The following is a 17782-nucleotide window of genomic DNA, read 5'->3' on the forward strand; positions in this document are numbered from 1 at the left end:
GAAGCAAGGCATTCTACCTAATATTCCAGTAGAGTGCCTTGCTTGTTTTTAAGGTTATTCTTCCACATCTACCGTCATTCCAGACTTAAATTCTACCGTGAATTTGTCTTCAAAGACGGTGACTTTTTCTATTAGCCTCCGGACTAGTGACTCGTCGTATTCAGTTATGGCAGTTGGCTGTTCCTGCAGGAATGAGCTCATATCAGCTATTCGCTTTCGCAGCTCATCGCGGTTGGCGTTTTCAACTAGGATCTTTTGTTTTTGTTCGCGAAGCTGGTAAATCTCCTCAGCAACATCCTCGTAGTCGGCTTTGGTGGTGGCCAGCTTTAAAAGCTGTGTTTGCAGGTCAGCTAAGCGCTTGTCGATTTCAGCCAGGGTCTTATCGTCTCCCTGGGTTAGCACTGATTCAATATTGTTCTGTAGTGTCGCAAGGAAAGTGTTCTTACCGCTTAAGGTATTATTGATAGCGGTTACCAGCACTTGCTCGATGGTACTTTCCAGCACTGTGCGTGCATCGCAGAAAAGTCCGGTATTTTCAAGTCTGCTGACACAGCGCCAGACGATGGATTTCTTTCCTCGATTGTTCCAATGGACTCGGCGGAATATCTCGCCGCAGTTGCCGCAAATAATTATGTTGGCAAAGCAGTGGGTACTGCTGAAGCTGCGCTTATTCCCGTTCTTGCTGAGATGTACGCAGCGTCGCCTGATTAGTTCTTCCTGGACCTGCATGAAAATTTCACGCGGGATGATGGCTTCATGGCTATTGAGTTGATGTTTTCTTTCTCGAAATATACGGCAATATTCTTATCCTTCAGCTGGCGGATATATTTCAGGCAGTCCAGCGTGTTTCGAGCAAAGCGGCTGATAGACTTGGTGATGACCATATCAATGTTTCCGGCCATACACTCATCAATCAAGCGGTTGAATTCTTCACGCTTTTTTGTATTTGTACCGGATATGCCATCGTCTGCAAATATTCCTCCCAGCTCCCAGTCTGGATGGCCATTGATGTAGTTTGTGTAATGCTCAATCTGGGCGTCATAACTGGTGGCCTGTTCTTCACTATCTGTAGATACACGGCAGTAGGCGGCTACCCGAAGCTTGGGTTTTTCTTCATCGTTATTCTTGCGAGTATGCTTCCTTGCCGGAATTACTGTTACATTTCTACTGACTTCCATTGTTATTCACCTCCGTTTCAATCAAACTATAGGCGTATTCAGCCTGCCCAAATGGGTCGTCGAATTCCTGAGTTCCTTCGTTTATACAGAAGGCCGTGGGATAGATGACCTCTTTTTCTTCTTTGGGTTCGCGTATGCGACCAAGCTTCTCAGCGCGTTTTATGCGTTCCACTTGTGCGGCTGCAAAAGTTTCTCTGTCAATTATCGCGGGATAATATGCATCACCAATATATCGAGGATTTTTCAGCATTTTGCCTATAGCGGCATGAAATAATTTTATGCCCGACTTCTGGCCTGCAGTCTTCAAGGAGTCGCCGGACAGATAGGAGTGGAAGAGAGCTTTTACTTGCTCAGCAGCGGCTTTGTCAATGACAGCTATGCCATTTTCAATCCGGTAACCAAAGGGTATGTGGCTCATTCAATTCACCAGCCTTTCTTTTAACGTAATGCCGCATTTTAATACGAAACCAATCTCGCTTCGGGAGTACACATAAATGCGATCCACAAAGCGATTGAAAATATCTCCGTCAAACTCAGAAAGCATTGTCGCTTTGCTTGTATATCGCAGCAGTTCATTGACTTCACTTAGGTTTTGACTATCGCTGTTTATAAAGCGGACTAAGGATTCTTTTTGGCGCTGTAGTTGTTCAGCTTCCTGAAGCAATTCATTATTTCCCTTATTGTAAACGGCAGGCTCGAGGTAGCCTTTGGTCATTAGGCTGACCAGGACCTTTCGCTGCTCGGCATTATCTTCAAGCTTCATATCTATTTTCCGTATGCTTGCTACACTGTCATCAGAGCTTATCCCACTCAGACTGTCGAGCAAGGGTTTTAGGATAAACATAAGCTCTTTTTCTAACATGGATTTTAGTAGTTGCTGAGCCAAAACATAATCATATTCGCGTTGTAGCTGTTCCTGTGTAATAGGTGCCTTTTCATAGTTAAAATCAGGTGTTCCACTTATAATGTTTGTCATATGACGATTCCTCCCATCGGAGGGCCAATAACCCTCTCACTATCCACAGGACAGAAAAGGGCGGAATGAGTACCGATTGCAAAAAAATAACCGCCGAGCGAAATTAATCACTCGGCGGTATAGTAATGTACTTTATTCTGTTTTAATAAAAGCATCCTTGAAACCAGCAGCTTTTACTTTTACGAGCATGGCATCGGCATTGGCTTTAATACTGAAAGCTCCAACCTGAACTCGGTACAGTTTCTTTGTTTCAGTAGAAGTAGGAGTACTTGCCGCTTCAAGTAGTTTCTTAACTTCGGCACGGAAGGTATCCATGCTCTTACCATGCTTTGGAAACCAGTGCATTACGTCGCTATGGTTGCTGGCAATACCGAGCTTGGCTCCTTCGCTGTGGCAAATGATGTTCTTTTCAGTGAGTCCATATTGCATGCAAAGGTAAGCACATAGTTCCACGGCTTCCTTGTAAACGGCAGAAAAATACGAGGCGTCTGTCAGACCATCCTCGCAGATTTCAAAGCCGATATGCGTATTATTAGCGGAACCTCCGGCATGCCATCCACGATGATTCCAAGGAAGCGTCTGATAGGTTGCAATACTACCATCAGACAGTTTGCCGATAAATCCGTGGACGCAGACACTCCTTCCACCCGGTTTGTCCTGATTCCAGTGGTTGTCATACTGGTTATTGCCAAGCAGACCATCGTCCGGTCCGACATAGCGTTTTAGATTTGGGTTGTTGGCCCCAGTGGAGTGCACCATAATTCCTTTTGGAGTGATGGTTTTGCCAGCTTTGTAGCAGGCATTATTGGTTAGAATAAGTTTATGCAAGTTCATTTTCAACTCTCCTTATCATTTTGTTTATTAAGCTGCTGCAAAATATCCTTTAGCTTTTGCGGCACAGGCAGTCCGATATAAGCGGCATTCTCAACAATTGAGATGCCCTCGTTGGAAAGGTAGAAGAAGATAACTGCTGTTCTAATCACAGAACTTTCTCCAATCACACTTTGGTCAATGATATGCCCAATAGCCACAAGGGAAAAGATGAGCACCTTCTTGAAAATGCCTCGAAAACCAACCTCGCTGGACAGTTTCTTATCCAGCACCGCACACATCAAGCCGGTGATATAGTCGATGATGACAAAAGCAATAAGTGCGTATAAAAAGCCATCCCAACCTCCTAGGAAATATCCGAGACTGCCGCCGATAGCAGCTGTTGCCGCTTGTATCCAATACCAAATTTCTTTCATAGTAGACCTCCTTTTTTGCCGTATAAAAAAGACACCCGCTTCGTTTGCGGATGCCCATGTGACGGCTGATAAATTTTATATAAAGCTTTGTAATCACCAAAGCATATCTTTATTCATAAACTCGGCTGCTGCTTGACTTGTCCTTTGTGATTCTTCCGATATAATCGCTGAGTCTGCCTTTGCCAAGCTTCCCGCCGCTGTCCACGGTGAAATCGGTATAAAAGCCGTCTTTCCCGAAACGGTGGGTAATCTCGGTTATAAGGCCAAGAATTGTCGAGCCTTCGCTGTCGACAATTACTGCCTCATCACCTAGGATAAGCTGCGGCCGGAACGGCCCTGTGAAGCTTTCAATTTTTCCTACAAATTGGAGACTGTCAGCAATTTGCGCAGCATATGCATAACCACCTTTGAAGGTCCCGAACATTCTCTTACCATTTAACGATTCTTTGACCTTGCTATACTTATAACCTGATGAGCTACTTATACTGAAATCTTCATACTCTACACACTGCCAACCGGCTATCTGAAGTTCAGCATATTCTGCATTGTAGTCGATATATTCTGAAAATGGTACACTGCCGACAAATGCATTATCGTTATGAACTGCATATGAGACCTCAACACCGTCTTTTTTTACTACCAGGTTAGAAATGTTCCCATTAGGCAGATTAAATATGGTAGTTACACCATCGCCTGTGCCTATCGCAACATCCTCAACACTCTGGCTTGTTACAGGCAAGAACCTAAGTATATCTTCGAGTCCAGCTTCAGTTATAGATACGCGCTCGTTTCCTTGGTCTACAGAGAACCTGCCATAGTATGATCTTTTCTTGTTTGCTACATCAACTGTAACAGTAGGCGCAACCTCGCCAAGCTTAGCAAGAGTGGAGACTCTTCCATCCACATTGCCAGAATAGCCAATAGTCATGGGTATTGTAGACATAGAACTTCCACAGAAATAATCCACCAACTTGTTTCCAAAACCTGTCGCATCAAATTTACACTCCACAAAGGAAACTTCGGCGCTGTTATTGAGTTGAATGAATACCGTGGCGTAAATCTCAATAAGATCTATTGCAGTCTTGCTGATAGCTATCGGGTTTCCTTCAGAATCAGTAATCAGGGCATGTGTGACCAGGTATGATGCAGTACTTCCATAAGCTATCCCTACCTCTGTGAGTGTTTCACCTACATATTCCTCAGGAGCAAGCGTAATCTTTCTCGTCCAGCTTGAAGTAGGCAGTGCTTTTATTGTTTCTTCGGTTGCTGCGGTCTTAGTTCCAAGATAACTAAAAAGGGTGGTTCTGTCCGGTGTTGTGGTCCCTGTACCAGTACCAAAATGGATATTCACAAAGTATGTAGAAAAATTGCATATCCTTGTGTACATTTGATCTAGAACGATGTTCTCTGCCTTTCCGATCCATTCGCCATTTTTATAAATGTCAAATCTATTATGGAAATCAACTTTTGTTTTAACTTTCACGTCTTTACCTCCTACGGATTTAACGTATCAATATCAATAAATTCAGCCAACCCAGTAATACCAACTGTAACAATCTCCTCATCATAGCCGTGCAGGTAAGTTATTTTTATAAAATCAACAGTTACAGCTACATATAATTCCAAGTGTTCTGCGATCCCCGGGTTTGGCTTTGGAACCAAATCTTGTGGAGTAAGTTCTTGAGAGAAACTCTCTACAGCTCCACCTCGGCCCATCAGGTTTCCTTTTGTCTGATCATAACTGATTGTCAGGTTTCCCTCTACGTTATTGAATCTGTCCTGTTCATTTGTAGTTATGAGTATATGCTTGTAATCATCATAATCTTGATGAAATTCAACAGACTCTATCGTGTAAACCTTATCCAGAAGCGGACCATACACATATTGGTATTGCTGTCCTTCAAGTGACCATCCCGCTTTCATTTGGCTTGCAAATATATCATCTAAACTTTTGAATCGTAGAGCCAACACACCGGCACCAGACTGATCAGAACTACTAATCGTAAAGCTGCCTGGAGCTTCGCTAGAATTTGTTGAAGTCAAGCTCGCAATACCGACACCTACACCATTTGTGTAATTTGAAGCAATGTTGTTACCTGGAAAGTTACTTGGAAATCCTGTAACGTCCCTATAATCACAACCGGTAAAGGCAATCCATAGGGTAGGTGTATTTGCTTCAAACCCAGATTCCAAGGTTGGAGGTGTAGGATTTGTTGTAGTTGCCTCAGCTATAGCTGACAACACAACTTCACCCGCCAGCGGAATTGAAACAACGATCGCCGTAGTTTCCTCTGAAGCATGGGTCACTGTAAACTCCTTGTCTTCACCTTTGTAAACTTTGCTGTACACCGATAATCTCTGATAAGTATCATATCCAGTCGCCAGCAACTCCCATCCAGATGGTACACTTTCAATCGGATCATCATCTTTAGCCCAAAACATTAATAGCAGATCCTCCGGAAGTGCTTGTTCCGGGATACTTAAAGTAGACAAGCTGCCGTAAGATGTCTGAGTTGTGTAACCGCTTATTATTGGAAAATCCGGCAGGCTTATCGCATCAATTCTGTTTGTAATTTCTTCCGTAAACTGTATTACAATCTTTTGACCATCTGCTTTACTCATTCCAAATCGCCTCCACTTCCGGCAGCGGCAGGTCTGGGAACACTAAATTTACTGGTGTAAACTCATAAACCAAGTTAGGGTAGGTATACCCGGCTTCATTAACACCGCCTTGTGCTGTAACCCGTATGTCTCCAAGTACTGTATTCATACCAAACTCCGCTGTCAGATCATCGATGTAAATATCATAATTGAAACCATTGCTACCAACCACTTCTTCTACATGATCTACCGGAATTGCCACATCTGCATCTACATCCCGCAAGGTAAAAGTTGGAGTATTAACTGCAAAGTAATCCAAACTTACTCGTAAAAGAAATCCCCAGTCTTGATACTCTTCACCAAATTCATCAAGCCTTGTGGTTGGCAAATTCTCAGCTCCAACTATCGTGTTGTCCGTTGCTCCAAAGAGCATGCTTATATCCTGAGAAAGATTTATCTCCAAGTGTTCATCCGAGTAGCCACTAATGTAGTTAATAGCTATAAACCCGGCTAACCCTTCACCTTTAGCTATAATGACATGCTGCTCAAGAGCCATACCTGCCCAGTTCCTGGGTGTTATAATCCAGTGAACCTGATGCGAGATATCCTCGATTGCAAATCCCATGCGATAATCGTTAGTGATGAAAAGGTTCAGATTAACTGCAGTCCCTGTAAATTCTGTGAGTTGCCTTTCAGATCCCCATGCGTATGTGTAGTCAACTTGTTGGCAGTAATTCTTATACCTAACCGAACCGTCAGTTTTAATAAACCCGACTACAATGCCTTGATCATGATCTGGCAGGTTCACATTTTTCCATGCTCTAAGTGCAACAACCTGCATTACATCAGTGGCATGCTGTATCTTAGTTGTTTCATCATCCCAGTATTGCCTCCACAAAACATTGTTTCCATCTACCCAAAAGATCCAGGGCTTTTCATCGGTGACTATTCATTTTTACTATTTATTCCACGGACTTCAATAACTCCCGTATGCTCTACTATAACATCACAGAACTTCTCGTCGAGCTCGATAGTGAAGCAGGAGCGATCAGACTGTTCGCAGGCGATGAGTGTTGAACCACTGCCGCCAAAGGGATCAATCACCAGCGTGTTACTCATACTGCTGTTCATAATCGGATACGCCAAGAGTTGGACCGGCTTCATGGTCGGGTGATCGCCATTTTTCTTAGGCTTGTCGAACTCCCAGATGGTGGTTTCCTTCCGGCCGGTGTACCACTGATGCTTTCCGGTTTTCTTCCAACCGTAGAGCACAGGCTCATGCTGCCATTGGTAAGGAGAGCGCCCTAACACAAGCGACTGCTTTTTCCAGATGCAGCAGCCGGACAAATAAAAACCGGCATCCACAAAGGCTCTCCTGAAATTCAGCCCTTCGGTGTCGGCGTGGAAAACATAGATGCTGGCGTCATCTGCCATGACCGCTTCGGTGTTTGTAAAGGCATCGAGCAGAAAGTGGTAGAAGGCGTCGTTACCCATGTTGTCGTTTTTAATTTTACCGGCGCTGCCTTCATAGTTGACGTTGTACGGCGGGTCGGTGATTACGAGATTGGCTTTGGCTCCGGCCATCAGCAAGTCAAAGGTGTCCTTCCTGGTGCTGTCGCCACATACCAGCCGGTGCCGACCAAGGGCCCAGACGTCGCCTAGCTTGGTGATCGGCGGTTCCTTTAGCTCTGCTTCTACATCAAAATCATCATCGTGGATGCCGTCTTTGATATTATCCTTAAACAGATCGTCCAGTTCGGAGGGTTCAAAACCTGTGAGTGATACATCGAAGTCCGTGCCTTGCAAATCTGCAATAAGCAGAGCTAGCTTTTCTTTGTCCCATTCGCCGGAAATCTTGTTCAGTGCGATGTTGAGTGCCTTTTCCTTCTCGGCATCCATTTCGACCACCACGCACTCGACTTCGGTTAGCCCTAAGTCGATGAGCACCTTTAAACGCTGGTGCCCACCTACAACACAGCCGGTCACCTTATTCCAGATGACCGGCTCGACGTATCCGAACTGTTCAATTGAGCGCTTCAACTTATCATATTCAGGATCGCCGGGCCTTAAGTCCTTGCGGGGATTATAGTCCGCAGGTAGGAGCTCGGCGGTATTCTTTTTTTCAATCAGCATATTTCTTTACCGCCTCTCGTATTTCGTTATAACGGTCCAGCCATTCCCAGCGAGAAAGCGTTCCGCTGAAATGACCATAGGTAGCTGTATCCGCATAAATGGGATCTCGCAAGCTCAGTGCTTCGATGATCGCCGCTGGACGCAGGTTAAAAACCTCGAGGACCGCTTTTCGAAGAATCTCATCAGGAACAGTACCCGTACCGAAGGTGTCAATCTCAACCGCAACAGGATCAGCCTTGCCGATAGCATAGGAAATGGCCACCTGACAGTGTTTAGCATAGCCACAACGGACGATGTTCTTTGCGACGGCCCTTGCCATGTAGGCACCGGAGCGATCAACCTTCGTCGGGTCTTTTCCAGAGAATGCGCCACCGCCATGAGCTGCAAGGCCGCCATAGCTATCGACCATAATCTTTCGACCGGTCAAACCGGTGTCAGCTGCAGGTCCGCCCTCGACAAAACGGCCGGAGGGATTGATGAGGATTTCAGTATCATCATCAAACGGGAATTTCTCGAACACCGGCCATAGTACTTGTGAGATGATCTCACTGCGGAGAATCTCTAAATCCTTATCCGCGCGGTGCTGTACAGAAACAATAATCGTTTTGATGCGCTTGGGCTTGTCATCCTCATACTCAACCGTGACCTGCGCTTTACCATCAGGGCCGATGCCCTTGATGACGCCATTTTTCATGGTGTTATCGAGCTTTTGACAAATGCCATGAGCAAATACGAGAGGGAGCGGAAGTTTTTCTGCCGTCTCATCTGTGGCATAACCATAAACAGTGCCTTGGTCGCCAGCGCCGAGCATGGAATACCAAGAAGTATCTCCGGCGCGAGATTCCAGCGCCTGATCCACACCACCAGCGATATCTTTGCTTTGCTGGTGGACAAATACGAACACTATGAACTTCCAAGGATTGTAGCCAACCTCCTCAAGAACTCTACGGACCACCCAGCGGATATCTACTTTCTTCGAGCAGGTGATTTCGCCCGCTACGATGATTTTCCCTTTGGTAGCCATAACCTCACAGGCTACGCGGGAAGATTTATCTTTGCGAAGACAAGCATCAAGAATGCTGTCTGCAATCAGGTCGCAGAGCTTATCCGGGTGACCCTTGCAGACACTTTCAGAAGTTTTGTATTTTGTCATATCATTTTCCTTTCCGGGCGGTTAAGAGCCGCTCCATAACATCATCTTGCGGATTCACACCGCTGTACTCTCCGGTACAGTTTTCCTTTACGATCTGAAAAATCTCCATCCACAGGCGGTTTGTTTGGTTCATGTAGTTCTGACCCATCGCCACATAGGGGCTCTGAATTGCGTTGCCTGTAGTGGGGTGCTTTGCAAGAAAGCCGTATTCAGTGACTGCTTCCTCGCACTGAATCCACCTGGCCACGCTCATGGCATACCTCTCCAAAAGCTGCGGAGCTACAAGTACCGCACAGCCACGTTCGTTCAGCCAAGTCCAAGCGGATTTATATATCTCGCTTGCGACGAGTGTCTTACCGTCTTTTTGTATGGCTTCGAGCATTTTGTTTGGTTCAGGCATTTCAAGTCCTTTGAGATCTGCTGCATCTTGAGATTCCATTACAGTCAGTTTTCTGCCGCCGGGATTGCCCTCGGCAATTTTGTCGGCTAAGGGCTTCTTTTTTGCGCCCGCACCGATACGAGCACCACCACGGTTGGTACCGTCTTTTGCCAAAAATATCACCTCACTTTGCAGGGCTGGGGCTATTCCCTCGTTTGAAAGCGCGTTTTTCAACACGAAGCCCCACGCCGCTGTCCGCTTGGAAGGGGTTTAGGGATTTGATTGCCCCCACCGGTCGCCACTTTCGGCAGTGATACGGGAGTGACAGGACTTGCAAAGCGCCATAAGGTTACTTGTTTCGTTGCCACCACCCTTGGAGAGAGGTAGGATGTGGTGCACCTCCTCAGCCGGTGTCAGCTTTCCTTGCTTCTGGCATTCCTCACAGAGAGGGTGCGCTTTGATATAGCGGTCACGGATTCGTTTCCAGGACCTGCCGTAGCGTTTGTTAGATGCAGGGTCACGTTGATACTGGTTGTAGCGTTTGTCGACAACCTTTTGGTGCTCGGCGCAGTATTGCCCGCTTTCAGCAAGCCGACCGCAGCCGGGATAAGCACAGGGACGTTTTGGTTTATATGGCATCAGTTCACCTCCTTCGGGGCATAAGAAAAGCCCTCACGGGATTGCTCCCATGAAGGCTTCAACCATTCTTTCCTGGCATCTTAATACTATCAAAAGACGTAGGTATCATTCTATGTCTTTAGGTATCATGTTTCAGAATCCTATCGCAAACATCCAATGCAGCGTTATGCATCTTATAAAGATGATGGATGCTGTAGCACATATCCACGGCTATCTGCTCCCAAGTTAGAAAGCAGAGGTAGCGTTTCTCTAGGAGAGTCTGGTATTCCGTGCTTTCAATGGACTTAATAATAGATACGATTTCACGTTTTAAATCAATGAGACAGTCGATGTCGTTGTTAATCTCTGTCTGCAGGTCAATTATCTTAGTGATTGCATCTGCCATCATAGAGGTAGCGCGGTTGGGGTTTCTCGGCATTCCAGTAAGAGTGGCAGTTGCTTTAGTGGCCAGTGTATTTAAGGATTCTACCTGCTCAAGCTTGCTGTTGATGCGCTGATCAATGCGATATGCCTGGGAAAGAAAGTCTCGTGCGGTTGTTTTTTGTTTGTTCATATCTGCCCTCCGAATCGTTAAAGTGTCACTCGGATTGGCGTGGATTGTCATAGCTTGTCTTAGATTTTCAAGTCTGCCTTAACAGCATTGATTAGGGCGGATTGGGTGCTGTCCTTAGCTTTTAGAGCTTTTATTATCCGTTCATCGATGGTGTCTTTAGCGATGATGTGCTGCACGACTACAGTTTTTTCTGTCTGACCTTGCCGCCATAGTCGGGCGATGGTTTGCTGGTATAGCTCAAGGCTCCAGGTAAGTCCAAACCAGATAAGGGTGGAGCCACCGCTTTGAAGGTTGAGTCCATGTCCAGCAGATGCAGGATGTATAAATGCAACTGGTAGCTCGCCGTTATTCCAACGTTTAATACTGTCCGATGAATCAAGCCGAGAAAATGGAATACGAATACTCTGCAGTCGCTCGGTGATTCGCATCAGATCATGCCGGAACCAGTAGGCTACAAGCACTGGTTTGCCATTTGCTGCTTCAATTAAATCCTCTAAGGCGTCCAGTTTTCGGTCATGAATGCTGATAACACTTTCTATATCGGAGTAGACAGCACCATTTGCCATCTGACAAAGCTTACCGGACAAGGCAGCAGCATTGGCGGCAGTGATATCACCACCCGGCAGTTGAAGCACCAGGTCTTGCTTCAATTCGTTATATCGTTTGCGCTCTTGCGTTGATAACATTACAGGATATTCTGAACTGATTAGCTCCGGCATCTTCAGGTGGTCCGTGGATTTCATGGAAATGGTGATGTCTGATATCTGTCGGTAGATGGATTCTTCCGCAAAAGGCAGCGGCTTGTAGCTGAAGACGACCTGGCCATTGCGTTTGTCCGGAGTGAAGTAATCAATTCGGTACTGGCCAATGAAGCGCCCGAGGCGTTTGCCCAAATCCAGAAGACGAAACTCTGCCCATAAATCCATCAGCCCATTGCCGGTAGGAGTTCCGGTTAAGCCAACTATGCGTTTTACTCGTGGGCGGACCTTCATCAAAGCTTTAAATCGCTTTGACTTATGATTCTTGAAAGAGGACAGCTCATCAATGATCACCATGTCATAGTTGAAGGCAATGCCGCTGCTATCAATAAGCCACTGAACATTTTCACGGTTGGTAAAGTAAATATCAGCTTGTTTTTGCAAAGCAGATTTTCTTTCTGCCTCAGTGCCGACTGCCACAGAACAAATAATATCGTTAAGATGATCCCATTTTTCAAGTTCTGCAGGCCATGTGTCTCGCGCTACTCGAAGAGGGGCAATAACCAAAACCTTGTGAACCTCAAAGCTATCAAATAATAGATCAGCAATGGCTGTCAGTGTGATCGATGTTTTGCCAAGCCCCATATCAAGAAGGATGGCAGCAATAGGATTATTTTCAATGTAGTCGATGGCATAGGACTGATAGCTGTGCGGCTTAAATTTCATTCACTGGCACCTCCGATCTCAGATAACAAAGAATTTATTTCGTTTGCACAATCCAATATATAAATCTTGAAGCCAAGACTGCATAGTAGCCTATGTCGTGCTAGTTGAAGAGGGCGCGGGTTTTTGCTAGGAGCCTTAACCTCTACGAAAGCTAAATGACCGCCTGGTAAAAGTATAATGCGGTCAGGCATTCCATCATAACCGGGACTACTAAATTTTAGCGCGATGCCTCCCATGTTTTTTACTGCTTTGACCAATTTATGTTCTATCGCTTTTTCACGCATAATTTTTCCCTCCTGTTCTTGCTGTTCCTATAACCCAGAAATCCCTTACGCGCGCAAATATGCGTATATCGAGTTATACTGGTATTATTTTTATAGTTTCAAATTAGATATATTAATTAGGAACAAAGGAACACAACCTAGCTGGGGGCCTAGCGGCGGTCACTTTGGGGTGTTCCTAAAATGTTCCCAGCTATGTTTTTGGGAACAAAATCTGTTTTAGGAACAGTTCCTGTGAATTAGCTGTTTTCAGGAACAGTCCCAGGAACAGACTTAGGAACAAAACTGTATTGTGGTCCATAAAGAGTTGTCCTGTCTTTTTTCGGTAGCCGTTCCCAATCGAGTTTTATAAGGATTGCTGAAAGTTCATTGGAATCGGTGCGCTTCAGGTCAGAACGATTCTTTCCAAAACACTCACACCAGATTTCCATATTGCATACACTCTGACGCTGATTTGTGCCAATACGTCCGATGCCGCCCAGTTCTGTTCCGCTTATAAAGTTTCTTCGCTCAAACAGATCCATCTGCTCCCAATCATCTGGCAGAAGGGTATCCAGGTATTCTCTAACCAAACCCTCACGTTCGTCGGACTCCAGGGCTTCTCGCTGCTCTGCCTTTGCCAGCTGCTCCATTGATGCATCGAGGTATAGCTTTTCACCAGCATTGACGTATTCAAGGGCCTCCGCCCAGATCTGCTGGGTATCCTCGGTAGAGAGTTCCCAGGAGTGCTTTCTGCCATCGCCCGGTGTCTTCACAGGCCAGAAACGGCGGTTGCCGGTAGTGTCGCGAAGATAACCTGAGTCTGCGTTTGTCGTGCCAAAAAAGATGCATTGACGTAGGTGGGGTATGGCCCGCTTGCCGAAAGCGGCACGATAGATATCATTTTGTCTGGAGAGAAAAGAACGAAGCGTTTCCACTTCAGCTTTTCGTAAACCGGCTAATTCACCAATCTCCAGTATCCAATAGCCCTGAAGCTTCTCAGCGGCAGTTTTATCTTTGGTATCACTGAGGTTAAGGCTGTCGGAGAACCATTCCCCGGCAAGCTTAGATATAAGTGTGCTTTTACCGACGCCTTGGGGACCATTAAGTACAAGCATGGAATCAAACTTACAGCCGGGATGCAGAACACGGCTAATAGCAGCACAGAGTGTTTTTCTGGTAACGGCACGAACATAGGCGTTATCTTCAGCTCCAAGGTAGTTAATCAACAGCATATCCACCCTCGGTGATTTATCCCATTCAGGTAAAGCATCTAAAAATTCTCGGATGGGATGATAGGAGCGGTCATCTGTTACCTTTGCCACGGCAATCTGATAATTGCGCTGAGAGAAGGTGCCGTAATTTGAGTCAACATAGCTGATGAGCTGTGCATCATCGGCATCCCGCCAGTATTTTGAAGGGTGCTTCCAGGGCACACTGCCTTTAATCTCCATGCCATCAAGCTGCTGATTAAATACCAAAGCCTTCAAATTTGGATCATGCTGCAAGATCAGTGTGATGTTGTGCAGACTATTTTTCAGCATGGTGGAGCGCGGCTCATATTCTAAATGCTTTTGCCAGTCCAAGTCTTCAGTAGTAACGCTAAAATCATCCGTCGCCCGTGACTGTCTTTCCTGAACAAGGAGCAATTTGACGTTCTCATCCTTTGATGCAAAATCTGTCATTGCCTTATAGGAAGGCAGCTTAGTAATCGGAGTATCTTCCGGGTACTTATCATCGAGATTACGGAAGCGGTGTAACCTAATCAAGTCAAAAGCATTCAGCAGTCTGCCGCATACTGGGTCTGTAGCATGGTGTGAATATACGAACTTATCGTCATAAACCACAACACCGGCAGCACTATCTGCAGGAATATAATCGAAGCGTCCTTCCATAGCTGAGGGCTCATATATATCAGGCAGAAACGCTGAAATGGCATCTGCAATGCCATATGCGCGACAAAAGGCACCGATAATACCAGGTTTGGAAAGCGGATCTGCCTGTTCAGATAATCCATGCTGTACAACTTCCGATTGCCGGGAGGACACCGGCCACGCGCATAGCTCGCCATGCATGGAACGGCGCCATAGACAAAACCCAAACCATCCTTGATAAGAAACTTTAGGAGAATTCCAATGCCTGACATATTTTCCGATGAAATAAGAACATTGAAACGCACACATATGGAAGAACTTAAGAATTCTTCCATATCCCTTGACGTCATAAAAGAGCGCGGTTATATAACTGAGATGGGTTCAAAGAAGCTCAAAGAGGCAGGGTTTAACAAAACCCAACAATGTTTATCCCCGGGCATCCTTATCCCGCTTCATAGTGTAGACGGCAAGATATATTGCCACCAACTTAAACCGGACCACCCGCGTGAGGATAAAAAGAGCGGCAAGAAGCGCAAGTATGAGAACCCCGCCAGCTCCAAGATCCGCCTTGACGTCCCGCCCAGGTGCCGCAAGAACTTAAGCAATCCGGCTATCCCCATCTGGTTCACCGAAGGAATCAAAAAGGTGGATTGCCTTGCTTCTCAAGGTGTCTGCGCAGTGGGTTTAACCGGGGTGTGGGGATTTAAGGGTCGAAATGAGTTTGGCCAGAGTACTTTCCTTGCAGACTTTGACTACATCGCACTTAAAGGAAGGCATGTTTATCTTGTCTTTGATTCTGATTACACCACCAAGCCCCAGGTAAGAGCTGCGCTGGACCGCTTTAGCGAACACCTTAAACGCAAAGAAGCACATGTCCATATTATCCAACTCCCGCAAATAGGCGATGATAAATGCGGAGTTGATGATTATATTGCCTCAGGCCATACGATAGAAGAGCTTAAAACCTTAGAGGTTAAAGAGTATGAAGACAAAAAAGAAGAGACTCTCTATCGCAAGTCAGGCGGCAAGTTCAAGCTTGAGGGTGGATCTATCTGCTCTGTTAAGTGGGATCGTGATGGCGGGGAAGATATAACCCCTCTTTGCAATTTCAATGCTTCCATAAAAGAAGTCATTATCAAAGATGACGGCGCTGATCAGGCGGGATACTTCAAAGTCTCAGGTATAAATAAAGACGGATGCCATTTGCCTACCGCTGAAGTACCTCTCAAAAGCTTTAACTCTATGAACTGGGTGACCGAAGCCTGGAACCTCCGGGCTATTATCCGCTCAGAGAACAATACAGAGCGTAAACTACGCGAGGCAATCATGCTGCAGAGTGAAGATGCCCCGGTACGCAATGTTTTTACCCACATAGGCTGGAGGCAAGTCGATGACAAACAGGTTTACTTAAGCTCAAACGGCGGATTGGGGATAGATAATGCCGAGGTAGAGCTGGACCAACAACTTGGCAGGTACTACATCCCCCAACCTTCGGGTGAAGCTAAAGAAGCAATGAAGCACAGCCTCGATATGATTGACGTGAGTCGAAGGCGGGAAGTTACCTTGCCGTTATGGGCTTCGATGTTTCTTTCTCCTCTTGCCGATATTATCCACCCTTCTTTTACCCTCTGGTATGTCGGGGCTTCAGGCAGTTTTAAGTCTACCCTCACCAGTTTGGCCCTTTGCCACTTCGGAGACTTTGATTCCCGGCATATCCCTGCTTCTTGGGTTGATACCGATAATGCTTTAGAAAAGCTGATGTTCTTATGCAAGGATGCCCCTCTTCTTATTGATGACTGGGCACCGGGGCAGGACGCGGGAAAAGCCCGCCAGCTGGAAACAAGAGCGGAGCGTATTGTCAGGGCCCAGGGCAACCGCCAGGGCAAAGGGCGCTTAAGATCTGATACATCTGCCCGCCCGAGCTATATTCCCCGCGGTATGCTCATTACATCAGGGGAGCAACTGCCTTCCGGCCACAGCCACACTGCCAGGCTCTACACGGTAGAGCTGGAACGTGAGGATATAGATATCAATAACTTAACTACCGCGCAGCAAAACACCCCGTATTATCGCCAGGCAATGGCCCACTACTTAACTTGGCTTTCAGGTAAATGGGATTCTATTAAGAAATCCATCCCGGATGATTTTTTGGCGTTAAGGGGTCAAGTTATGAATAAAGGCCTTCATGCACGGTTGCCTGAGGTTATTGCTCTACTTTGCTTAGGGCTTAAGTATGGGCTTGATTTTGCAGTGGAATGCGGAGCCCTCACCCTTGAGGAGTCTAACGAGGTTTGGGAAGAAGGGATGAGTGCATTTATTTCACAAGCAACAGACCAAGGATCTAGAGTTGAAGAAGAGCGGCCGGCAAAACGTTTTATTGAGATACTTAATTCACTAAAAGAATCAGGATCCGCGATACTTGGCGATAGGAATGATGACTGTATAAGGCAAGTGGGCCCGGCACAAACACTGGTTGGGTGGAATGATCAGCAAAACGGACATGTCCTTATACTTGGCCAAACTGCATATAAAGCGGTTAAAGATCATTGCCGTCGCACTGATGAACCCTACACTATCAAATACAATGCGGTTATAAAAGATTTGAGAAGAATGGGGTATATAGACTGCCCCAGTCAAAAAATAGCTACTCATAATGTCTGTATAGCCAATGGGCAAAAAAGAGTACTCAAGCTTAGGAAAGTATTATTAAATGAAAGAGAAAATAATGATGAAAATAACGCTTTTTCCGCGCCGGGCCCTCTTATGTTGTAAAAGGTGTAGAGGTGTAGAATGATGTTTTTTCCAAACGTAACTTACGTACTCTACACTTTTTTAAAAAAAGGTGTAGAAAAGTGTAGAGAGAAGTGTAGAGTTGGTGTAGAGATAGCGTAGAGCGTTTAAAGCTAAAACAGTAAAAATAACAAAAAGGTGTAGAAGTAGTGTAGTAAACGTAAAGTAAAGCTAAAAAGTAATTAAATTCTACACTTCTACACTAAAAACTATAAGAGACCACTGAAAAACAAAAATGTTAAGGAGACTGAAATGGACAATAAGGCACAAAATGACAGTTTACCGGTTAAAATCCTTAAAACAATAATTAAAAATCTAGTTATTCTCTTTCCAACCATTGTGATGGCATTCCTCACTCTATGCATGGCCGGGGGGATATTTGCACCGCCGCTTCTATTCTTCCCTGAATACATAGAAAAACTAGCAGAGTTACTTAACGCAAAAACCGGAGCAGAGCTATAATGTCGGTTTTAAATCTTATATGGACTCCGGCATTGATACCACTACTCCAATGGGGAATTTTGTTTTCTCCATAATGACGGCGGCCGCAGAACTGGAGCAATCAACTATAAGAC

General features: G+C 45.6%; 17 protein-coding genes and 1 pseudogene. 2 read left to right on the top strand and 16 right to left on the bottom strand.

The window, feature by feature from the left end; translation table 11 throughout:
- Window positions 1-54 precede the first annotated feature (54 nt).
- From ACE6F3_RS07560 to ACE6F3_RS07635, 16 genes and pseudogenes are all read right to left on the bottom strand, one after another.
- Window positions 55-1178: pseudogene (locus tag ACE6F3_RS07560) on the bottom strand (recombinase family protein).
- On the bottom strand, window positions 1165-1596 hold the full coding sequence (locus tag ACE6F3_RS07565; protein ID WP_278532786.1) for a recombinase family protein: 432 nt from the start codon (window positions 1594-1596) through the stop codon (window positions 1165-1167). Before ACE6F3_RS07565 ends, ACE6F3_RS07560 begins: the two are co-directional and overlap by 14 nt.
- Window positions 1597-2154 (bottom strand): hypothetical protein, encoded by a 558-nt coding sequence (locus ACE6F3_RS07570; protein WP_392654717.1) that lies wholly within the window; start codon window positions 2152-2154, stop codon window positions 1597-1599.
- A 132-nt stretch (window positions 2155-2286) separates the two neighbouring features.
- Window positions 2287-2988 carry an N-acetylmuramoyl-L-alanine amidase gene (locus ACE6F3_RS07575; protein WP_278532782.1) on the bottom strand — a complete coding sequence of 234 codons (702 nt, stop codon included), beginning with the start codon at window positions 2986-2988 and terminating at the stop codon, window positions 2287-2289.
- Between the two features lie 2 nt (window positions 2989-2990).
- Window positions 2991-3401, bottom strand: coding sequence for a holin family protein (locus tag ACE6F3_RS07580; protein ID WP_278532781.1), 411 nt, complete (start codon window positions 3399-3401; stop codon window positions 2991-2993).
- A 109-nt stretch (window positions 3402-3510) separates the two neighbouring features.
- Window positions 3511-4884 (bottom strand): hypothetical protein, encoded by a 1374-nt coding sequence (locus ACE6F3_RS07585; RefSeq protein WP_392654718.1) that lies wholly within the window; start codon window positions 4882-4884, stop codon window positions 3511-3513.
- 11 nt (window positions 4885-4895) lie between these two features.
- Complete coding sequence (locus tag ACE6F3_RS07590; RefSeq protein ID WP_322354479.1) at window positions 4896-6023, bottom strand: hypothetical protein; 1128 nt, start codon at window positions 6021-6023, stop codon at window positions 4896-4898.
- Window positions 6016-6843, bottom strand: coding sequence for a hypothetical protein (locus tag ACE6F3_RS07595; RefSeq protein ID WP_392654719.1), 828 nt, complete (start codon window positions 6841-6843; stop codon window positions 6016-6018). Before ACE6F3_RS07595 ends, ACE6F3_RS07590 begins: the two co-directional genes overlap by 8 nt.
- Before the next feature lie 104 nt (window positions 6844-6947).
- Window positions 6948-8135, bottom strand: coding sequence for a site-specific DNA-methyltransferase (locus tag ACE6F3_RS07600; RefSeq protein WP_392654720.1), 1188 nt, complete (start codon window positions 8133-8135; stop codon window positions 6948-6950).
- Window positions 8125-9288 (bottom strand): methionine adenosyltransferase, encoded by a 1164-nt coding sequence (metK, locus tag ACE6F3_RS07605; protein ID WP_392654721.1) that lies wholly within the window; start codon window positions 9286-9288, stop codon window positions 8125-8127. Before metK ends, ACE6F3_RS07600 begins: the two co-directional genes overlap by 11 nt.
- A 1-nt stretch (window position 9289) precedes the next feature.
- Complete coding sequence (locus ACE6F3_RS07610) at window positions 9290-9841, bottom strand: P27 family phage terminase small subunit (RefSeq protein ID WP_392655070.1); 552 nt, start codon at window positions 9839-9841, stop codon at window positions 9290-9292.
- A 96-nt stretch (window positions 9842-9937) separates the two neighbouring features.
- Window positions 9938-10306, bottom strand: coding sequence for an HNH endonuclease (locus tag ACE6F3_RS07615; RefSeq protein ID WP_279115890.1), 369 nt, complete (start codon window positions 10304-10306; stop codon window positions 9938-9940).
- A 118-nt stretch (window positions 10307-10424) separates the two neighbouring features.
- Window positions 10425-10859: a DUF1492 domain-containing protein gene (locus ACE6F3_RS07620; RefSeq protein ID WP_279115891.1), complete on the bottom strand. Its 435-nt coding sequence runs from the start codon at window positions 10857-10859 to the stop codon at window positions 10425-10427.
- A 59-nt stretch (window positions 10860-10918) separates the two neighbouring features.
- A complete protein-coding gene (locus ACE6F3_RS07625) occupies window positions 10919-12283 on the bottom strand; it encodes a DEAD/DEAH box helicase (RefSeq protein ID WP_279115893.1) in 1365 nt (454 codons plus the stop codon).
- Window positions 12280-12567: a VRR-NUC domain-containing protein gene (locus ACE6F3_RS07630; protein ID WP_279115895.1), complete on the bottom strand. Its 288-nt coding sequence runs from the start codon at window positions 12565-12567 to the stop codon at window positions 12280-12282. Before ACE6F3_RS07630 ends, ACE6F3_RS07625 begins: the two co-directional genes overlap by 4 nt.
- A gap of 236 nt (window positions 12568-12803) precedes the next feature.
- On the bottom strand, window positions 12804-14618 hold the full coding sequence (locus ACE6F3_RS07635; protein WP_279115897.1) for a virulence-associated E family protein: 1815 nt from the start codon (window positions 14616-14618) through the stop codon (window positions 12804-12806).
- A gap of 60 nt (window positions 14619-14678) precedes the next feature.
- Between ACE6F3_RS07635 and ACE6F3_RS07640 the strand changes: the two genes are divergently transcribed.
- Window positions 14679-17189: a DUF3854 domain-containing protein gene (locus ACE6F3_RS07640; protein ID WP_077974937.1), complete on the top strand. Its 2511-nt coding sequence runs from the start codon at window positions 14679-14681 to the stop codon at window positions 17187-17189.
- A 270-nt stretch (window positions 17190-17459) separates the two neighbouring features.
- Entirely contained in the window at window positions 17460-17669 is a 210-nt protein-coding gene (locus tag ACE6F3_RS07645; protein ID WP_324664351.1) for a hypothetical protein, read from the top strand.
- The last annotated feature ends 113 nt before the right edge of the window (window positions 17670-17782 follow it).

The organism is Dehalococcoides sp. THU4 (genome assembly GCF_043231265.1).
Classification (GTDB): Bacteria; Chloroflexota; Dehalococcoidia; order Dehalococcoidales; family Dehalococcoidaceae; genus Dehalococcoides; species Dehalococcoides mccartyi.

What these genes read in the sequence shown, in the direction of transcription:
- ACE6F3_RS07565 (WP_278532786.1), bottom strand. Translation starts at nt 1,596, where the DNA reads ATGAGCCACATACCCTTTGGTTACCGGATTGAAAATGGCATAGCTGTC.
- ACE6F3_RS07570 (WP_392654717.1), bottom strand. Translation starts at nt 2,154, where the DNA reads ATGACAAACATTATAAGTGGAACACCTGATTTTAACTATGAAAAGGCA.
- ACE6F3_RS07575 (WP_278532782.1), bottom strand. Translation starts at nt 2,988, where the DNA reads ATGAACTTGCATAAACTTATTCTAACCAATAATGCCTGCTACAAAGCT.
- ACE6F3_RS07580 (WP_278532781.1), bottom strand. Translation starts at nt 3,401, where the DNA reads ATGAAAGAAATTTGGTATTGGATACAAGCGGCAACAGCTGCTATCGGC.
- ACE6F3_RS07590 (WP_322354479.1), bottom strand. Translation starts at nt 6,023, where the DNA reads ATGAGTAAAGCAGATGGTCAAAAGATTGTAATACAGTTTACGGAAGAA.
- ACE6F3_RS07595 (WP_392654719.1), bottom strand. Translation starts at nt 6,843, where the DNA reads ATGCAGGTTGTTGCACTTAGAGCATGGAAAAATGTGAACCTGCCAGAT.
- ACE6F3_RS07600 (WP_392654720.1), bottom strand. Translation starts at nt 8,135, where the DNA reads ATGCTGATTGAAAAAAAGAATACCGCCGAGCTCCTACCTGCGGACTAT.
- metK (WP_392654721.1), bottom strand. Translation starts at nt 9,288, where the DNA reads ATGACAAAATACAAAACTTCTGAAAGTGTCTGCAAGGGTCACCCGGAT.
- ACE6F3_RS07615 (WP_279115890.1), bottom strand. Translation starts at nt 10,306, where the DNA reads ATGCCATATAAACCAAAACGTCCCTGTGCTTATCCCGGCTGCGGTCGG.
- ACE6F3_RS07620 (WP_279115891.1), bottom strand. Translation starts at nt 10,859, where the DNA reads ATGAACAAACAAAAAACAACCGCACGAGACTTTCTTTCCCAGGCATAT.
- ACE6F3_RS07625 (WP_279115893.1), bottom strand. Translation starts at nt 12,283, where the DNA reads ATGAAATTTAAGCCGCACAGCTATCAGTCCTATGCCATCGACTACATT.
- ACE6F3_RS07630 (WP_279115895.1), bottom strand. Translation starts at nt 12,567, where the DNA reads ATGCGTGAAAAAGCGATAGAACATAAATTGGTCAAAGCAGTAAAAAAC.
- ACE6F3_RS07635 (WP_279115897.1), bottom strand. Translation starts at nt 14,618, where the DNA reads ATGCATGGCGAGCTATGCGCGTGGCCGGTGTCCTCCCGGCAATCGGAA.
- ACE6F3_RS07640 (WP_077974937.1), top strand. Translation starts at nt 14,679, where the DNA reads ATGCCTGACATATTTTCCGATGAAATAAGAACATTGAAACGCACACAT.
- ACE6F3_RS07645 (WP_324664351.1), top strand. Translation starts at nt 17,460, where the DNA reads ATGGACAATAAGGCACAAAATGACAGTTTACCGGTTAAAATCCTTAAA.